12 protein-coding genes are annotated in these 19,044 nt (G+C 64.5%); 8 read left to right on the top strand and 4 right to left on the bottom strand.

What is annotated here, in order from left to right:
• Positions 1 to 60: 60 nt before the first annotated feature.
• The 3 genes from infB (at position 61) to truB (ending at position 4,439) form a co-directional block, all read left to right on the top strand.
• Positions 61 to 2,982, top strand: a complete 2,922-nt coding sequence (infB, locus tag WS45_RS20900; RefSeq protein ID WP_059533057.1) for a translation initiation factor IF-2 — start codon at positions 61 to 63, stop codon at positions 2,980 to 2,982.
• 112 nt (positions 2,983 to 3,094) lie between these two features.
• Positions 3,095 to 3,493 carry a 30S ribosome-binding factor RbfA gene (rbfA, locus tag WS45_RS20895; RefSeq protein ID WP_059608561.1) on the top strand — a complete coding sequence of 133 codons (399 nt, stop codon included), beginning with the start codon at positions 3,095 to 3,097 and terminating at the stop codon, positions 3,491 to 3,493.
• A 13-nt stretch (positions 3,494 to 3,506) separates the two neighbouring features.
• Complete coding sequence (gene truB / locus WS45_RS20890; RefSeq protein ID WP_059701464.1) at positions 3,507 to 4,439, top strand: tRNA pseudouridine(55) synthase TruB; 933 nt, start codon at positions 3,507 to 3,509, stop codon at positions 4,437 to 4,439.
• Positions 4,440 to 4,529: 90 nt separating this feature from the next.
• On the opposite strand, the gene WS45_RS20885 is transcribed toward truB, so the two are convergent.
• The 4 genes from WS45_RS20885 to WS45_RS20870 all read right to left on the bottom strand — a co-directional run bounded on the left by WS45_RS20885 (position 4,530) and on the right by WS45_RS20870 (position 9,462).
• A complete protein-coding gene (locus WS45_RS20885; RefSeq protein WP_057924316.1) occupies positions 4,530 to 6,089 on the bottom strand; it encodes a DHA2 family efflux MFS transporter permease subunit in 1,560 nt (519 codons plus the stop codon).
• Positions 6,090 to 6,116: 27 nt separating this feature from the next.
• The gene (locus tag WS45_RS20880; protein ID WP_059701462.1) at positions 6,117 to 7,334 is read right to left on the bottom strand and encodes an HlyD family secretion protein; all 1,218 of its coding nucleotides are present in this window, start codon (positions 7,332 to 7,334) and stop codon (positions 6,117 to 6,119) included.
• 52 nt (positions 7,335 to 7,386) lie between these two features.
• A complete protein-coding gene (locus tag WS45_RS20875) occupies positions 7,387 to 8,883 on the bottom strand; it encodes an efflux transporter outer membrane subunit (protein ID WP_059691811.1) in 1,497 nt (498 codons plus the stop codon).
• An 87-nt stretch (positions 8,884 to 8,970) separates the two neighbouring features.
• Complete coding sequence (locus WS45_RS20870; protein ID WP_059701459.1) at positions 8,971 to 9,462, bottom strand: MarR family winged helix-turn-helix transcriptional regulator; 492 nt, start codon at positions 9,460 to 9,462, stop codon at positions 8,971 to 8,973.
• A 346-nt stretch (positions 9,463 to 9,808) separates the two neighbouring features.
• Between WS45_RS20870 and typA the strand changes: the two genes are divergently transcribed.
• The 5 genes from typA (at position 9,809) to zapE (ending at position 18,930) form a co-directional block, all read left to right on the top strand.
• Positions 9,809 to 11,635: a translational GTPase TypA gene (gene typA / locus WS45_RS20865; RefSeq protein ID WP_059533039.1), complete on the top strand. Its 1,827-nt coding sequence runs from the start codon at positions 9,809 to 9,811 to the stop codon at positions 11,633 to 11,635.
• A gap of 317 nt (positions 11,636 to 11,952) precedes the next feature.
• Positions 11,953 to 14,817 carry a 2-oxoglutarate dehydrogenase E1 component gene (locus WS45_RS20860; protein ID WP_059533036.1) on the top strand — a complete coding sequence of 955 codons (2,865 nt, stop codon included), beginning with the start codon at positions 11,953 to 11,955 and terminating at the stop codon, positions 14,815 to 14,817.
• A 136-nt stretch (positions 14,818 to 14,953) separates the two neighbouring features.
• Complete coding sequence (gene odhB, locus WS45_RS20855) at positions 14,954 to 16,222, top strand: 2-oxoglutarate dehydrogenase complex dihydrolipoyllysine-residue succinyltransferase (protein WP_059701457.1); 1,269 nt, start codon at positions 14,954 to 14,956, stop codon at positions 16,220 to 16,222.
• An 81-nt stretch (positions 16,223 to 16,303) separates the two neighbouring features.
• Positions 16,304 to 17,734: a dihydrolipoyl dehydrogenase gene (gene lpdA / locus WS45_RS20850; protein ID WP_057924323.1), complete on the top strand. Its 1,431-nt coding sequence runs from the start codon at positions 16,304 to 16,306 to the stop codon at positions 17,732 to 17,734.
• Between the two features lie 98 nt (positions 17,735 to 17,832).
• A complete protein-coding gene (zapE, locus tag WS45_RS20845; protein ID WP_059533030.1) occupies positions 17,833 to 18,930 on the top strand; it encodes a cell division protein ZapE in 1,098 nt (365 codons plus the stop codon).
• The last annotated feature ends 114 nt before the right edge of the window (positions 18,931 to 19,044 follow it).

Below are 19,044 nucleotides of genomic sequence, written 5' to 3'. Positions count from 1 at the left end.
GCCGTATGGCCTGACCCGATGCTAACCGCAAGGAATCGGTCCTTGCACTAAGAGGAATGAATGGCGAGTAACAACGTAGCCCAATTTGCCGCGGAACTGAAAATGCCTGCTGGTGTGCTGCTCGAACAGCTGCAGGCAGCGGGCGTCCAGAAAGCGAGTGAAGACGATGCGCTGTCCGAGGCGGACAAGGCGCGTCTGCTCGATCATTTGCGCAAGTCGCACGGCGCAACCGACGGCGACAAGCGCAAGATCACGCTGACCCGCAAGCATACGTCGGAGATCAAGCAGTCTGACGCGACGGGCAAGGCTCGCACCATTCAGGTCGAGGTCCGCAAGAAGCGTACGTTCGTCAAGCGCGACGACGTGGCCGAGGGTGCGGAACAGGGTCAGGCGCAGGTTGCCGAAGCGGATGACGATGCGGATCTGAAGCGTCGCGAGGAAGAAGCGCGCCGCGAGGCGGAGCTGCTCGAAAAGCAGGCGCAGGAACTGCGCGAGCGCCAGGAACGCCTCGAGCGCGAGGAAGCCGAGCGCCGTGCCCGCGAGGAAGCGGCCGAAGCCGAGCGCCGTCGTGCCGAGGAAGAAGCAGCGACGAAGCGCGCCGCGGCCGAAGCCGCAGCGGCACAGCAGGCTGCTGCCCAGCAGGCCGCCGAAGCCCAGCAGGAAGCCGCCGGTGCGCAGTCCGCGCAGGACGAAGCGCGCGCGGCCGCCGAACGTGCGGCCCAGCGTGAAGCGGCGAAGAAGGCCGAGGACGCTGCCCGCGAGGCGGCCGACAAGGCGCGGGCCGAGCAGGAAGAGATCAGCAAGCGTCGTGCGGCGGCAGAAGCCGAGGCACGCGCGATCCGCGAAATGATGAACACGCCGCGCAAGGCCGTGGTCAAGGCAGTCGAGCCGCCGAAGCCGGTGGAACCGCCGAAGCCGGCCGAAGCGAAGGGCACGCTGCACAAGCCGGCCAAGCCGGCAGGCGCAGGCGCGCAGGCGCGTCCGGCCGTGAAGAAGCCGGCCGGCGCAGCGCCGGCAACGACGCAGGCACCGGCAGGCGCGGGCGACCGCAACAAGAAGCCGGGTGGCGGCAAGGGCGGCTGGCAGGACGACGCGGCGAAGCGCCGCGGCATCAAGACGCGTGGCGATTCGAGCGGCGGCGTCGACCGCGGTTGGCGCGGCGGCCCGAAGGGTCGCGGCCGTCACCAGGACAGCGCATCGACGTTCCAGGCGCCGACCGAACCGATCGTGCGTGAAGTGCACGTGCCGGAAACCATCTCGGTTGCCGATCTCGCGCACAAGATGTCGATCAAGGCCTCCGAAGTCATCAAGGTGATGATGAAGATGGGCCAGATGGTCACGATCAACCAGGTGCTGGACCAGGAAACGGCGATGATCGTCGTCGAGGAATTGGGCCACCGTGCGGTCGCCGCGAAGCTGGACGATCCGGAAGCACTGCTGGTCGAAGGCGAGACCGGTACCGATGCGGAGCAACTGCCGCGTCCGCCGGTCGTCACCGTGATGGGTCACGTCGACCACGGCAAGACCTCGCTGCTCGACCACATCCGCCGCGCGAAGGTTGCAGCGGGCGAAGCGGGCGGCATTACGCAGCACATCGGCGCATACCACGTCGAAACGCCGCGCGGTGTCATCACGTTCCTCGATACGCCGGGTCACGAGGCGTTCACGGCAATGCGTGCACGCGGCGCGAAGGCGACCGACATCGTCGTGCTGGTGGTGGCTGCCGACGACGGCGTGATGCCGCAGACGAAGGAAGCCATCGCTCACGCGAAGGCGGGTGGCGTGCCGATCGTCGTGGCGATCAACAAGATCGACAAGCCGGAAGCGAACCCGGACCGCGTCAAGCAGGAACTGGTCGCGGAAGGCGTCGTGCCGGAAGAATACGGTGGCGATTCGCCGTTCGTGCCGGTGTCGGCGAAGACGGGTGCCGGTATCGACGACCTGCTCGAGAACGTGCTGCTGCAGGCCGAAGTGCTGGAACTGAAGGCACCGGTCGAGGCGCCGGCCAAGGGCATCGTGATCGAAGCGAAGCTGGACAAGGGCAAGGGCCCGGTCGCGACGATCCTGGTGCAGTCCGGTACGCTGAACCGCGGCGACATCGTGCTGGCAGGCACGGCTTATGGCCGCGTGCGTGCGATGCTCGACGAGAACGGCAAGCCGACGAAGGAAGCCGGCCCGTCGATCCCGGTCGAAATCCAGGGTCTGTCGGAAGTGCCGGGTGCGGGCGAGGAAGTGATCGTGCTGCCGGACGAGCGCAAGGCGCGCGAAATCGCGCTGTTCCGTCAGGGCAAGTTCCGCGACGTCAAGCTGGCGAAGCAGCAGGCCGCGAAGCTGGAAAGCATGCTCGAGCAGATGGGCGAAGGCGAAGTGCAGAACCTGCCGCTCATCATCAAGGCGGACGTGCAGGGCTCGCAGGAAGCACTCGTGCAGTCGCTGCTCAAGCTGTCGACCGACGAGGTGCGCGTGCAGATCGTGCACAGCGCGGTGGGCGGCATCAGCGAAAACGACGTCAACCTCGCGACGGCATCGAAGGCGGTCATCATCGGCTTCAACACGCGTGCGGATGCACAGGCGCGCAAGCTGGCCGAAGCGAACGGTATCGACATTCGCTACTACAACATCATCTACGACGCAGTGGATGAGGTGAAGGCCGCGATGTCGGGCATGCTGGCGCCGGAGAAGCGCGAAGTCGTGACGGGCATGGTCGAGGTGCGCCAGGTGTTCAAGGTGCCGAAGGTCGGTACGGTTGCCGGCTGTATGGTCACCGACGGTATCGTCAAGCGCTCGTCGTCGGTTCGCGTGCTGCGCAACAACGTCGTGATCTTCACGGGCGAACTCGAATCGCTGAAGCGCTTCAAGGACGACGTGAAGGAAGTCAAGCAAGGCTTCGAGTGCGGTATGTCGGTGAAGAACTTCAACGACATCATCGAAGGCGACCAGTTCGAAGTCTTCGAAGTGACCGAAGTCGCACGTACGCTGTAATCGTCGCGTATCGGCTCGTGGGCGGGGCAGGCTTGGGCCTGTCCCGCCCATTTTCATGGTGGCGTGCCAGCGGCGCGCCGCTTTATCCTGATAAACGGATCACGGATCGATCATGTCCAGGAAACGTACTTCCCCCAATCGCAACGTTCAGATTGCAGACCAGATTCAACGCGATCTGTCCGAGCTCATCATGCGTGAGGTCAAGGACCCGCGCATCGGCATCGTGACCATCCAGAGCGTGGAGCTCACGCCGGATTATGCGCATGCGAAGGTCTATTTCACGGCGCTCACCGGCGATCCGGAGAAGACGCAGGAAGCGCTGAACCATGCGTCGGGTCACCTGCACAACCTGCTGTTCAAGCGCCTGCACATTCATACGGTGCCGACGCTGCATTTCCATTACGACCAGACGATCGAAAAGGCGGTGGAAATGTCGCGTCTGATCAAGGAAGCCAACTCGACGCGCGCGAAGGACGACGACGAAGCCGACGCGCCCGCGAAGGACGAGTGAGCGCGCGCGCACCATGACGACTGCAGCTCCTCAGCGTCCACGCGTGCCGCGGCGCGCGCTGGACGGCGTCCTTCTGCTGGACAAGCCGGTCGGCCTGTCGAGTAACGAAGCCCTGATTCGCGCGAAGCGCCTGCTTCTCGCGAAGAAAGCCGGCCATACCGGCACGCTCGATCCGCTGGCCTCGGGGCTATTGCCGCTGTGCTTCGGCGAGGCGACGAAGTTCTCGCAGGACTTGCTGGAAGCGGACAAGACCTACGAAGCGACGATGCGTCTCGGCGTGCGCACGACCACCGGCGATGCCGAAGGCGACGTGCTCGACACGCGCGTCGTCGAATGCGACCGGACGGCGGTGGAGGCGGCGCTCGTGCGCTTTACCGGCGAGATCGTGCAGGTGCCGCCGATGTATTCGGCGCTCAAGCGCGACGGCAAGCCGCTGTATGAATATGCGCGCGCGGGCCAGACCGTCGAACGGGAAGGCCGCAACGTGACGATCCATGCGCTCGATCTGCTGGCCTGCGACCTGCCGGACGTGACGTTTCGCGTGACTTGCAGCAAGGGGACGTATGTGCGCACGCTGGCGGAGGATATCGGCGAAGCGCTCGGTTGCGGCGCGCATCTGACGATGCTGCGTCGCACGGGCGTCGGCGCGCTGACGCTCGAACATGCGGTGACGCTCGACGCGCTGTCCGACGCCGCCGAAGCGGCGCGCGATGCGTGGCTTCAGCCGGTCGACGCGCTGCTGTCGACGTTTCCGCTGGTGCGTCTCGACGAAGCCTGCGCGAAGCGGTTCCTGCACGGCCAGCGTCTGCCGCTGTCGGCGCTCGATTCGATCGACGCGGCGGAGGGCGAGCGTGTGCGCGTGTACGACGCGGCACGGCTGCTCGGCGTGGCTCGCAAGGCCAACGGCGTGCTCGCACCTGAACGCCTCGTCGTGACGGCAGCGTGATGCGCGGTGCGCAAGCGCCGTCGGCATGAAAGAAAGCCCGGTCGAAATCGACCGGGCTTTTTGTTTGGCGTGTGCGTCCGAGCGCGGTGCTCAGTGTGCAGCCGACGCCGCCGCACCCGCATCGCCGCCGCCCGCGCGTTCGGGCTTCGTAATCCAGATCAGTCCGATCAGCAGCACGAAGATCGCCGCCGAGATATAGAACAGGTCGTTCACGCCGAGTTGCGCGGCCTGCTGCGTGGCCATGTTGTTGATGAGACCGTGCGCCTGGTCCTGCGTCAGCCCGAGGTTGCCCATCTGCGTGACGGCCTGGTTGAACGTCGGATTGTACGGGTTGGTCTGCTCGACCAGTTGCGCGTGGTGGAAATTGTTCCGGTGGTCCCACGCGGTCTGGAAGATCGACGTGCCGATGCCGCCGCACATGATCCGCACGAAGTTCGACAGGCCCGATGCCGCGGGAATGCGGTGGCCGGGCAGGCCGGACAGCGTGATCGACACGAGCGGGATGAAGAAGCCGGCCATCGCGATGCCTTGCACGAGCGTCGGCAGCGTCAGCGACCACTCGTCGACGCCGGTCGTGTAGCGCGAGCGCATCCAGAAGCACAGCGCGAACGTCAGGAATGCGGCGGTCGCGATGTAGCGCGGGTCCGTGCGCGGCAGGAACTTGCCGGTCAGCGGCGACAGCAGGATCGCGAACAGCCCGACGGGCGCCATCACGAGGCCTGCATCGGTTGCCGTGTAGCCGATCTGGGTCTGCAGCCACAGCGGCAGCAGCACGAGGTTGCCGAAGTAGAGCCCGTAGCCGACCGCGAGGGCGATCGTGCCGCCCGTGAAGTTGCGCATCCGGAACAGCGACAAGTCGACGACCGGATGTTCTGCGGTCAGCTCCCAGATCACGAAGAACGCGAACGAAATGACCGCGATCAGCGCGAGCGCGATGATCGTCGTCGACGCGAACCAGTCGAGATCCTTGCCCTTGTCGAGCATGATCTGCAGCGAGCCGACCCACAAGACGAGCAGCGCGAGGCCGACGCCGTCGATCGGCGCGCGACGCACCGTGGATTCGCGCGTGCGATAGATCGACCAGGTGGCCAGCGCGGCGGCGATGCCGACCGGGATGTTCACGTAGAAGATCCACGGCCACGAATAGTTGTCCGAAATCCAGCCGCCGAGGATCGGGCCCGCGACCGGTGCGATCAGCGTCGTCATCGACCACAGCGCGAGCGCCATCGGCGCTTTCGCGCGAGGATAGCTCGACAGCAGCAGCGATTGCGACAGCGGAATCATCGGCCCGGCGACCGCGCCCTGGAGCACGCGCGATGCGAGCAGGAACGGCAGGCTCGGCGCCAGCCCGCACATCCACGACGAGATGACGAACAGGATGATCGACGCGAGGAACAGACGAACCTGCCCGAAGCGATCGGTCAGCCAGCCGGTCAGCGGCACGGAGATCGCATTCGCGACGGCGAACGACGTGATGACCCACGTACCCTGGTCGGACGATACGCCGAGGTCGCCCGAGATGGTCGGGATCGCGACGTTCGCGATGGACGTGTCGAGCACGTTCATGAACACCGCGAGCGATACCGCGATCGTTCCGAGCACGAGTTGCCCGCCCTGCAGGGGCGGGTGGGAAACAGGAGCCTGTGCCATGTCGGTAGTTTTCCGGAATCGGAGCCGTTACATCATCTTTGCGGTGCCGTTCGACTTCGCCGCGGCCGGTGCCGGCGCGTTGCCGCCGGCATTCTCGGCGATGATGCGCGCGATCTCGGCGTCGGCTTCGTCGCCGTACTTCGCGAACACGCTGGTCTCGTAGACGGTGTTCTTTGCGTTGACCAGCTGGTCGCCGCGCTCGTCCTTGATATCGACGTCGACCTGCATCGACAGGCCGATGCGCAGCGGGTGCTTCTCCAGGTCCTTCGGATCGATCTCGATACGCACCGGCAGGCGCTGCACGACCTTGATCCAGTTGCCCGTCGCATTCTGCGCCGGCAGCAGCGAGAACGCCGAACCCGTGCCGGCCGAGAAGCCGACGACCTTGCCGTGGTAGACGGCCGACGAGCCGTAGATGTCGGCGGTCAATTCGACCGGCTGGCCGATGCGCATGTGCTTGAGCTGGACTTCCTTGAAGTTGGCGTCGACCCACACAGCGTTCAGCGGCACGACCGACATCAGCGGGTTGCCCGGCGACACGCGCTGGCCGACCTGCACCGAGCGCTTCGCGACATACCCGGTGACCGGCGCGGGCAGCACGTTACGCGCGTTTGCGAGATACGCGTCGCGAACTTTCGCTGCCGCGGCCATCACGTTCGGGTGCGACGCGATCGTCGTGTTCGCGGTCAGTGCGCGGTTCGAGGCGAGCTGCTGCTGCGCCGCGTCGACCGACGCCTGCGCGGCGCGCACCGCGTCGCGTGCGTGGGAGATTTCCTCCTGCGATACGGCGCCCGTTTGCGCGACGGCCATCCGGCGGCGCAGGTCGTCCTGTGCCTTCGACAGGTCGGACTGACGCAGCGCGACCTGCGCGCGGTACTGGTCGTCGTTGACGAACAGGCCGCGCACCTGGCGTACCGTCTGCGCGAGGTTGGCCTCGGCCTGTTGCAGCGCGACCTGCGAGTCGGCCGGATCGAGAACGACCAGCGGATCGCCGGCCTTGACCGTCTGCGTGTCGTCGGCCTTCACGGCGATCACGGTACCCGTGACCTGCGGCGTGATCTGCACGACGTTGCCGTTCACGTACGCGTCGTCGGTCTCTTCATGGAAGCGCGCGACCAGGAAGTAATACAGACCGTACGCGATGGCCGCGATCACGATGACCGCGATCAGCAGCGTCATCATCCGTTTGCGCTTCCCGTTGTTTTGCGCCTGTGCGCTGGCGGCGTTTTGTTGAGGGTCGCTCATGGCGATTTTCTCCGTCCGTTATTTCGAGTATCTGCGTAGTGGTGGCGCCGGATCAGTTGGCGGCCTGTTTTGTCTGCTTGTCGGCGTCGGGCGCGGCGAGCCGCGTGCCGGTCGCGTCGAACCCACCGCCGAGCGCCTTGATCAGCGCGAGCTGCATGTCGCGCCGGCGCATCTTCAGGTTCGTCACCGTCTGTTCGGACGCGAGGCGGTTGCTGTCGGCGGTCAGCACCTGGAGCTGTGGCGACAGGCCGGCCTTGTAGCGGATCACGGCAAGGTCGTATGCACGCGTCGACGCGTCGAGCGCACGCTGCGCGTCGTCCATCTGGCGATCGACCGCGCGGATCGACGCGACCTGCGTCGCGACGTCGTTCAGCGCGCTGATGAGCGTCTGGTTGTAGTTCGCGACCGACAGGTCGAAGTCTGCATAGCGGCCCTTGAGCTGCGCGCGCAACGCACCGGCATCGAAGATCGGCAGGTGGATGGCGGGGCCGAACTGCGCCTGGCGGCTCGCGAAGTTCAGGAATTTGCCCCAGCCGAACGCATCGAAGCCGAAGCCGGCAGCGAGGTTGACGTCGGGGAAGAATTCGGCCTTCGCTTCCTTCACGTCGTGCATCGCGGCCTCGACCTGCCAGCGCGCGGCGACGATGTCGGGACGGCGCGACACGAGGTCGGCCGGCAGGTTGCCGGGCAGCGCGACTTCGCCGGTCGGGTTCATCACGGGCGCGGCGATCTGCAGCCCACGGTCCGGCCCCTTGCCGAGCAGCGCGGCGAGTTGGTAGCGCACGGTCGTGATCTGGCCGTCGAGATCGGACAGCGACGCCTGGGTCGTCGCGATGTTGCCGCGCGCGGTCTGGCGCTCCACGTTGGTGTCGAGGCCGGCCGATACGCGGCCGTCGGTGATCTTGCCGACCGTCTGGCGGTTGGTGATCTCGCGTTGCGCGATGTCGCGCAGCGCATACAGTTGCGCAAGCGAGTTGTAGGTGCGGGCGACCGACGACGCGAGCGTGATGCGCGCCTGCTGCATGTCGGCTTCGGCGGCTTTTTCCTGCGACACGGCCGTATGCAGGCGCTCGCGGTTCTTGCCCCACAGGTCGAGATCCCACGACGCGCTCGCGAGCGCGTTGTTCTCGCTATACCACTGGCCGCCGTACGGCGGCGGGAACAGCGCGTTCGACGAATACAGCTCGCGCGTCCACGAATAGCTGGCTTCGGCCTTCGGCATCAGGTTCGAGCGCGACGATTCGATGTACGACGACGCCTTCGCGATGCGCGCCTGTGCCTGCGCGATCGACGGGCTGCCCTGGAGCGCCTCGTCGATCAGCTTCGGCAGTTGCGGATCGCCGAACTGGTTCGCCCAGTCGAGTGCCGGCCACTGGCCGCCCTGGGCGGGCAGGCTCTGGGCGGTTTCGAATTGCGACGCGGGAGCGATCTGCTTGTCGCTCTTGATGCCGATGTAGTTTGCGCAGCCCGCCAGTGCCAGCGCGGCGACCGCGGCGGCAACGGCGGCGCGGCACGACCCGGCGCGCACGGACAACGGGGAGGATTTCATCGCGCTGTTCCCTGACTCGGAATGAATGATGGACACTGCAAGGATTTCCTTACATTAATCTGTCGAAAGTAATTGTTATGGCAACTATTACGTGACGCTACCGCCGGCGGTCTCGCAATAGTTGCTGAGAATGCGGCGCAGCATGCTCTTCAGGAATCCGACTTCTTCAGGCGTAAAACCGTCCAGCAATTGGTCCAGCACGCTGCGGAACACCGGCGGCAACCGTTCCGCCAGCGCGCGGCCTTCGTCGGTCAGCTCGAGACGCACGACCCGTCGATCCTCGATGCTGCGCATACGGGACAGCAGGCCACGCTTCTCGACGCGATCGAGCAGGCGCGTGACCGCGCTCGCGTCGATCCCGTATTCCCGGGCGAGCTCCGCGGCCGTCGAGCATTTGCCGACCGCGATCATGAACAGCATGCTCGCCTGCGTGCCCGTGATGCCGAGCTCTTCCTGCGTGCGCTGTGTGACGAGGTTGGTCATCACCGATTTCACGCGCGACATCAGATAACCGACGCTGTCGTTCATCTGGTACGAGGACAACGGCGAAACAGGCGATTGGGAAGGAGAATCCGACATAAAACCCTGAAGCTGCAATAGTTGACTAGGCAGCAGTATAGGCACAATTGCTTGCCGCGGCAAATGTTAATCGAACGGGCGAGGGCGCGCTCCGCGTCCCGAAATTCCCGTGTCGTCGTCAGGGTTTTCGGCTTGCCGTCGGCGGTGTCGGCCGGTCGATCTGCCGGCTCGATTTACCGGTCTGCGACGAGGGCAGGGAGGCGTCGTTTGCTGCGTTGCAAAGGCAGTCCGGCTTTCGACATCCTCACGTGCTATAATTTGCGGTTTCCAAGCTGCAACGCGCGCGCACGTGTCCCGGTGACTGACGAGCGTGCGCGTTTGCGCGTTCAACGATTTCCAGGTTTCTATGACCCGCGCCCTTCGCAACATCGCCATCATCGCTCACGTCGACCACGGCAAGACCACGCTCGTCGACCAACTGCTCCGCCAGTCCGGCACCTTCCGCGAGAACCAGCAGATTGCCGAGCGGGTGATGGACTCGAACGACATCGAAAAAGAGCGCGGGATCACGATTCTCGCGAAGAACTGCGCGGTCGAATACGAAGGCACGCACATCAACATCGTCGACACGCCGGGGCACGCGGACTTCGGTGGCGAGGTGGAGCGCGTGCTGTCGATGGTCGACTCGGTGCTGCTGCTGGTCGACGCCGTCGAGGGTCCGATGCCGCAAACGCGCTTCGTCACGAAGAAGGCGCTCGCGCTCGGTCTGAAGCCGATCGTCGTCATCAACAAGATCGACCGTCCGGGCGCGCGGATCGACTGGGTCATCAACCAGACCTTCGACCTGTTCGACAAGCTTGGCGCGACCGAAGAGCAGCTCGACTTCCCGATCGTCTACGCATCGGGCCTGAACGGCTACGCGTCGCTCGATCCGGCGACCCGCGAAGGCGACATGCGTCCGCTGTTCGAGGCGATCCTCGCGCACGTGCCGGTTCGCCCGGCCGATCCGGAAGCGCCGCTGCAGCTCCAGATCACGTCGCTCGACTTTTCGACGTACGTCGGCCGGATCGGCGTCGGCCGCATCACGCGCGGCCGCATCAAGCCGGGTCAGCCGGTCGTGATGCGCTTCGGTCCGGAAGGCGACGTGCTGAACCGCAAGATCAACCAGGTGCTGTCGTTCAAGGGCCTCGAGCGCGTGCAGGTCGAGTCGGCGGAAGCCGGCGACATCGTGCTGATCAACGGTATCGAAGACGTCGGCATCGGCGCGACGATCTGCGCGGTCGATACGCCGGAAGCGCTGCCGATGATCACCGTCGACGAGCCGACGCTGACGATGAACTTCCTCGTCAACTCGTCGCCGCTGGCCGGCCGCGAAGGCAAGTTCGTGACGAGCCGCCAGATCCGCGACCGCCTGATGAAGGAACTGAATCACAACGTCGCGCTGCGCGTGAAGGATACCGGCGACGAAACGGTGTTCGAAGTGTCGGGCCGCGGCGAACTGCACCTGACGATTCTCGTCGAGAACATGCGCCGTGAAGGCTACGAGCTGGCCGTGTCGCGTCCGCGCGTCGTGATGCAGGAAATCGACGGTGTGCGGCACGAGCCGTACGAGCTGCTGACCGTCGACGTCGAGGACGAGCATCAGGGCGGCGTGATGGAGGAGCTCGGTCGCCGCAAGGGCGAAATGCTCGACATGGCGTCGGACGGCCGCGGTCGCACGCGTCTGGAATACAAGATCTCGGCGCGTGGCCTGATCGGCTTCCAGAGCGAATTCCTGACGCTGACGCGCGGCACGGGCCTGATGAGCCACATCTTCGACTCGTACGCACCGGTCAAGGACGGCTCGGTCTTCGAGCGCCGCAACGGCGTGCTGATCTCGCAGGACGACGGCGCTGCCGTGGCGTACGCACTGTGGAAGCTGCAGGATCGCGGGCGCATGTTCGTGAAGCCGGGCGACGCGCTGTATGAGGGCATGATCATCGGTATCCACAGCCGCGACAACGACCTCGTCGTGAACCCGATCAAGGGCAAGCAGCTGACCAACGTGCGGGCGTCGGGTACCGACGAAGCCGTGCGTCTCGTGCCGCCGGTCCAGATGTCGCTCGAATACGCGGTCGAATTCATCGACGACGACGAACTCGTGGAAGTGACGCCGCAGTCGATCCGTCTGCGCAAGCGCTTCCTGAAGGAGCACGAGCGTCGCCGCGCGAGCCGCGAAGGCGCGGTCGACTAAGCATCGGCCGTTCCTGTGCATGACGAAAAAGGCTGCCTCCGGGCGGCCTTTTTTGCATCTGCGCAGTGTGCAATCGGGCGGGTTGCAAAACACTGTTCCCGCGAGTCGCGGCAATCCGGCGAAACCCCGTCACGCGGTGCTTTCAGCCACATTTCGCCGTGAACTTCGGTATCGGTTCTGTGATATGCTGCGCGCACGCAAGTTTTAGGTCCTTCCAAGCAAGACTTGATTCGCAATCCGCTAAACGGTCAGGCCGTGTCGCGGAAGGTTGAGTAACCCGCTATTTCTCGAGAAGCTCGAAGAAAGGTGAGCGTAAAATGTCAGATGTAATGAAGCAGTTTCAGCTGAACTCCTATCTGTTCGGCGGCAATGCTTCGTACGTTGAAGAACTGTACGATGCATACCTCAACAATCCGGCATCGGTGCCGGAGAACTGGCGAGAGTATTTCGACGCGCTGCAGAACGTGCCTGCAACCGACGGCTCGAACGCCAATGACGTTGCTCATTTCCCGATCGTCGAATCGTTTGCCGAGCGTGCGAAGGCCAATGCCTTCATCCCGCGCGAAAGCACGAGCAATCTGGCGACCGCGCGCAAGCAGGTCCACGTCCAGTCCCTCATCAGCGCATATCGCTTCCTCGGCTCGCAATGGGCCAATCTGGATCCGCTGAAGCGTCGCGAACGTCCCGCCATCCCCGAACTCGAACCCGCGTTCTACGACTTCTCCGAAGGCGACCTCGACCAGACGTACAGCGCAAGCAACCTGTATTTCGGTTTCGACCAGGCTTCGCTGCGCGACATCGTCAAGGGCCTGCGTGACACGTACTGCGGCACGATCGGCGCCGAATACATGTACATCAGCGATCCGGAGCAGAAGCGCTGGTGGCAGGAGCGCCTGGAATCGACCCGCGCGACGCCGTCCTTCTCGATCGACAAGAAGAAGCACATCCTGAATCGCCTGACGGCAGCGGAAGGCCTCGAGCGCTATCTGCACACCAAGTACGTCGGCCAGAAGCGCTTCTCGCTCGAAGGCGGCGAAAGCTTCATCGCGGCGATGGACGAAGTCGTCCAGCACGCAGGCAAGACCGGCGTGCAGGAAATCATCATCGGCATGGCGCACCGCGGCCGTCTGAACGTGCTGGTCAACACGCTGGGCAAGATGCCGGCCGACCTGTTCGCCGAATTCGAAGGCAAGCACGTCGACGACCTGCCGGCAGGTGACGTGAAGTACCACAAGGGCTTCTCGTCGGACGTGTCGACCGAAGGCGGCCCGGTCCACCTGTCGCTCGCGTTCAACCCGTCGCACCTCGAAATCGTGAACCCGGTGGTCGAAGGTTCGGCGAAGGCACGGATGGACCGTCGCGGCGACGAAGACGGCCTGCAGGTGCTGCCGGTGCAGATCCACGGTGACGCGGCCTTCGCTGGCCAGGGCGTCGTGATGGAAACGCTGAACCTCGCGCAGACGCGCGGTTACGGCACGCACGGCACGCTGCACATCGTCATCAACAACCAGATCGGCTTCACGACGTCCGACCCGCGCGACGCGCGCTCGACGCTGTACTGTACCGACGTGGTCAAGATGATCGAAGCGCCGGTGCTGCACGTGAACGGCGACGATCCGGAAGCCGTCGTGCTCGCGATCCAGATCGCAATCGACTACCGGATGCAGTTCCACAAGGATGTCGTGATCGACATCGTCTGCTTCCGCAAGCTGGGTCACAACGAGCAGGACACGCCGGCGGTCACGCAGCCGCTGATGTACAAGAAGATCGCGCAGCACCCGGGCACCCGTGCGCTGTACGCCGAGAAGCTCGTGCAGCAGGGCGTGATCACCGCCGAAGACGCCGACAACTACGTGAAGGCGTACCGCAAGGCGATGGACGACGGCCACCACACCGTCGATCCGGTCCTGTCGAACTACAAGAGCAAGTACGCGGTCGACTGGGTTCCGTTCCTGAACCGCAAGTGGACGGATGCAGCTGATACGGCCGTGCCGCTCGCCGAACTGAAGCGCCTCGGCGAACGCATCACGACGGTCCCGGAAAACTTCAAGGTCCACCCGCTCGTCGAGCGCGTGATCAACGACCGCCGCAACATGGCGCGCGGTGATCAGCCGCTCGACTGGGGCATGGGCGAACACCTCGCATTCGCGTCGCTCGTCGCATCGGGCTACTCGGTGCGCCTGACGGGCCAGGACTCGGGCCGCGGCACGTTCACGCACCGTCACGCGGTGCTGCACGACCAGAACCGCGAGCGCTGGAACGACGGCACGTACGTGCCGCTGCAGAACATCGCCGACGGTCAGGCGAAGTTCACGGTGATCGACTCGGTGCTGTCGGAAGAAGCGGTGCTGGGCTTCGAATACGGTTACTCGACCGCCGAGCCGAACACGCTCGTGCTGTGGGAAGCCCAGTTCGGCGACTTCGTCAACGGCGCGCAGGTCGTGATCGACCAGTTCATCTCGTCGGGCGAAGTGAAGTGGGGCCGCGTGTCGGGTCTCACGATGCTGCTGCCGCACGGCTACGAAGGCCAGGGTCCGGAACACTCGTCGACGCGTATCGAGCGTTTCCTGCAGCTGTGTGCCGATCACAACATGCAGGTCGTTCAACCGACGACGCCGGCACAGATTTTCCACCTGCTGCGTCGCCAGATGATCCGTCTGTTCCGCAAGCCGCTGATCGTCGCAACGCCGAAGTCGCTGCTGCGCCACAAGGAAGCGGTGTCGGACCTGTCGGAACTCGCGAAGGGTTCGTTCCAGCCGGTGCTGGGCGAAACCGACGGCGGCATCGACGCGAAGAAGGTCAAGCGCGTGCTGGTGTGCTCGGGCCGCGTGTACTACGACCTCGTCGCGCATCGCCGCGAAGCGAAGGCGAACGACGTCGCGATCATCCGTATCGAGCAGCTGTATCCGTTCGCGCACAAGCAGTTCGAAGCCGAAATGAAGAAGTACGAGAACGCGACTGAAGTGGTCTGGGTGCAGGACGAGCCGCAGAACCAGGGCCCCTGGTTCTACGTCGAGCACCACCTGAAGGAAGGCATGAAGGAAGGGCAGAAGCTGGCATACAGCGGCCGTCCGGCTTCGGCCTCGCCGGCGGTTGGCTACTACGCGAAGCACTACGAGCAGCAGAAGGCCCTCATCGAAGGTGCGTTCGGCCGCCTGAAGAGCGCATCGATCGCGAAATAATCGACGTCAAGCGAAACGGGAAGGCGCGCTGCGCTTTCCCGCGTCTTTTGGCCCGCCGGGCGCGTCGCGCGCCGCATCGGCCGAAGGAATCGCACGAACCTCGTCATTACCCAGATTAAGCATCCAGGAAAATCACATGGCTATCGTAGAAGTCAAAGTCCCCCAGCTTTCGGAGTCGGTTTCGGAAGCCACCATGCTGCAGTGGAAGAAGAAGCCGGGCGAAGCAGTCGCGCAGGACGAAATCCTGATCGAACTCGAGACCGACAAGGTCGTGCTCGAGGTGCCGGCACCGGCCGCGGGCGTGCTCGCGCAAGTACTGCAGAACGACGGTGACACGGTCGTCGCCGACCAGATCATCGCGACGATCGACACCGAAGCAAAGGCAGGTGCTGCCGAAGCAGCGGCGGGCGCCGCCGAAGTGAAGCCGGCCGCAGCAGCCGCACCGGCAGCACAGCCGGCCGCCGCGGTTGCATCGAGCTCGGCAGCCGCATCGCCGGCCGCAGCGAAGCTGCTGGCCGAGAAGGGCCTGTCGGCAGGCGACGTCGCAGGTTCGGGTCGCGACGGCCGCGTCACGAAGGGCGACGCGCTGGCCGCAGGCAGCGCACCGAAGGCTGCTCCGGCCGCCGCACCGGCGAAGACCGCCGCTGCAAAGCCGTCGCTGCCGGAAGTGAAGGTGCCGGCGTCGGCCACGACGTGGCTCAACGATCGTCCGGAACAGCGCGTGCCGATGTCGCGTCTGCGTGCGCGTATCGCCGAGCGTCTGCTCGAGTCGCAGCAGACCAACGCGATCCTGACGACGTTCAACGAAGTCAACATGGCTCCGGTCATGGAGCTGCGCAACAAGTACAAGGACAAGTTCGAGAAGGAACATGGCGTGAAGCTCGGCTTCATGTCGTTCTTCGTGAAGGCGGCCGTGCATGCGCTGAAGAAGTTCCCGCTCGTGAACGCGTCGATCGACGGTAACGACATCGTCTATCACGGCTACTTCGACATCGGTATCGCCGTCGGCTCGCCGCGCGGCCTCGTGGTGCCGATCCTGCGCAATGCCGATCAACTGAGCCTCGCGGACATCGAGAAGAAGATCGCCGAATTCGGCCAGAAGGCGAAGGACGGCAAGCTGTCGATCGAGGAAATGACGGGCGGTACGTTCTCGATCTCGAACGGCGGCGTGTTCGGCTCGATGCTGTCGACGCCGATCATCAACCCGCCGCAGTCGGCCATCCTCGGCGTGCACGCGACGAAGGAGCGCCCGGTCGTCGAAAACGGCCAGATCGTGATCCGTCCGATCAACTACCTGGCACTGTCGTACGACCACCGGATCATCGACGGCCGCGAAGCCGTCCTGTCGCTCGTCGCGATGAAGGACGCGCTGGAAGATCCGGCACGCCTGCTGCTCGACCTGTAAGCCGAGTCTCACTGCATTGACCCGCTCCGCACGCTCGCGTACACGCGCGACCGTGCGGGCGTACAAGTAGAAAGGATTGTCATGTCCAAGGAATTTGACGTCGTCGTGATCGGCGCCGGCCCCGGCGGTTACATCGCTGCGATTCGCGCCGCGCAGCTCGGCAAGACCGTTGCCTGTATCGAGAAGTGGAAGAACCCGGCCGGCGCGCTGAAGCTCGGCGGTACCTGCCTGAACGTCGGCTGCATCCCGTCGAAGGCGCTGCTCGCCTCGTCGGAAGAGTTCGAGAACACGTCGCATCACCTGGCCGACCACGGCATCACGGTCGACGGCGTGAAGATCGACGTCGCGAAGATGCTCGGCCGCAAGGATGCGATCGTCGAGAAGATGACGAGCGGGATCGAGTTCCTGTTCAAGAAGAACAAGATCACCTGGCTGAAGGGCCATGGCAAGTTCACCGGCAAGACCGACGCCGGCGTGCAGATCGAAGTGAGCGGCGAGGGCGAGGCCGAAGTCGTCACCGCGAAGAACGTGATCATCGCGACGGGTTCGAAGGCGCGTCACCTGCCGAACATCCCGGTCGACAACAAGATCGTGTCGGACAACGAAGGCGCGCTGACGTTCGACTCGGTGCCGAAGAAGCTCGCCGTGATCGGCGCAGGCGTGATCGGCCTCGAACTCGGCTCGGTGTGGCGTCGCCTGGGCGCCGAAGTGACGGTGCTCGAAGCGCTGCCGGCGTTCCTCGGCGCAGCCGACGAAGCGCTCGCGAAGGAAGCGGCCAAGCTGTTCAAGAAGCAAGGCCTCGACATCCATCTCGGCGTGAAGATCGGTGACGTGAAGACGACGGCGAACGGTGTGTCGATCGCTTACACCGACAAGGACGGCAACGCGCAGACGCTCGACGCCGACCGCCTGATCGTGTCGGTCGGCCGCGTGCCGAACACCGACAACCTCGGCCTCGAGGCGATCGGCCTGAAGGCGAACGAGCGCGGCTTCATCGACGTGGACGACCACTGCCGTACCGCGGTGCCGAACGTCTATGCGATCGGCGACGTGGTGCGTGGCCCGATGCTCGCGCACAAGGCGGAAGACGAAGGCGTGCTGGTCGCGGAAGTGATCGACGGCCAGAAGCCGCACATCGACTACAACTGCATTCCGTGGGTGATCTACACGTACCCGGAAATCGCATGGGTCGGCAAGACGGAACAGCAGCTGAAGGCCGAAGGCCGCGAGATCAAGTCGGGCAAGTTCCCGTTCTCGATCAACGGCCGCGCGCTCGGCATGAACGCGCCGGACGGTTTCGTGAAGATGATCGCGGACGCGAAGACCGACGAACTGCTCGGCGTGCACGTGATCGCCGCGAACGCGTCGGACCTGATCGCGGAAGCCGTGGTGGCGATGGAGTTCAAGGCGGCGTCGGAAGACATCGCCCGCATCTGCCATCCGCACCCGTCGATGTCGGAAGTGATGCGCGAAGCGGCGCTCGCCGTCGACAAGCGCTCGCTGAACAGCTGAGCATGGTGTAGCGCCTGCCGGCCATCGGCCGGCGCAGCCGTCTCATGACGAAGGCGGGCGGGGTTTCCCGCTCGCCTTCGTTTTTTCCGGTTTGCCCGATGAACGTCACCGAATACTACACGCGCGAACTGACCACGCGCGGCTATCAGTCCGATCCCGCCCAGCGCGCGGCCGTCGATCGCCTGCAGTGCTGTTTCGACGAGTGGGTCGAATACAAGGCGCGTCGCTCGAACGCGTTCAAGAAGCTCATCAATCATCCGGACCTCCCGCGCGGCGTCTACATGTGGGGCGGCGTCGGCCGCGGCAAGAGCTTCCTGATGGACAGCTTCTACGCGGTGGTGCCCGTGCAGCGCAAGACGCGCCTGCATTTCCACGAATTCATGCGTGAGGTACACCGCGAACTCGAGGAGCTGAAAGGGCAGGCCGATCCGCTCGACGAGCTCGCGCGACGCATCGCGAAGCGCTACCGGCTGATCTGCTTCGACGAATTCCATGTGTCGGACATCGCGGACGCGATGATCCTGTACCGGTTGCTCGATCGCCTGTTCAACAACGGCGTGCAGTTCGTGATGACGTCCAACTACGATCCCGACGATCTGTATCCCGACGGCCTGCATCGCGACCGCATGCTGCCGGCGATCGCGCTGATCAAGCAGAAGCTCGACGTGCTGAACGTCGACGCGGGCGTCGACTATCGCCAGCGCACGCTCGCGCAGGTGCAGATGTACCACACGCCACTCGGCGCGGACGCCGATCGCGAACTGCGTCATGCATTCGCGAAGCTCGCCGCGGTGCCCGACGAAAGCCCGATCCTGCATATCGAGAAGCGCGAGCTGAAGGCGCTGCGCAAGGCCGACGGGGTCGTCTGGTTCGATTTCGCGACGCTGTGCGGCGGCCCGCGTTCGCAGAACGATTATCTCGAGCTTGCCAGCCGCTTCCATGCGATCGTGCTGTCGGAAGTGCCGCAGATGTCGCCGCGGATGGCGTCCGAGGCGCGGCGCTTCACCTGGCTCATCGACGTGCTGTACGACCACAAGGTCAAGCTGCTGATGTCCGCAGCGGTGCCGGCGGAGCAGTTGTACGTCGAAGGGCCGATGGCGAACGAATTCGCGCGCACGGTTTCGCGGATCGTCGAGATGCAGTCGAAGGAATACCTCGAGACGCCGCGCCGCATCGTCGATACTTCGCTGACCTGATCGCGGTTTTCCGCAAATGACGGACTTCAAACGTCAATTCCGGTTAAATTATCGCGATCTCGGGGTAATTTCGGATTTGTCTTATGTTCATGGTTGAGGGCTGTCGATATCGTT

The sequence above is a fragment of the Burkholderia sp. RF2-non_BP3 genome (genome assembly GCF_001522185.1).
In the GTDB taxonomy this organism is placed as follows: Bacteria; Pseudomonadota; Gammaproteobacteria; order Burkholderiales; family Burkholderiaceae; genus Burkholderia; species Burkholderia diffusa.
This window is presented reverse-complemented; position numbering and strand designations above follow the sequence as displayed.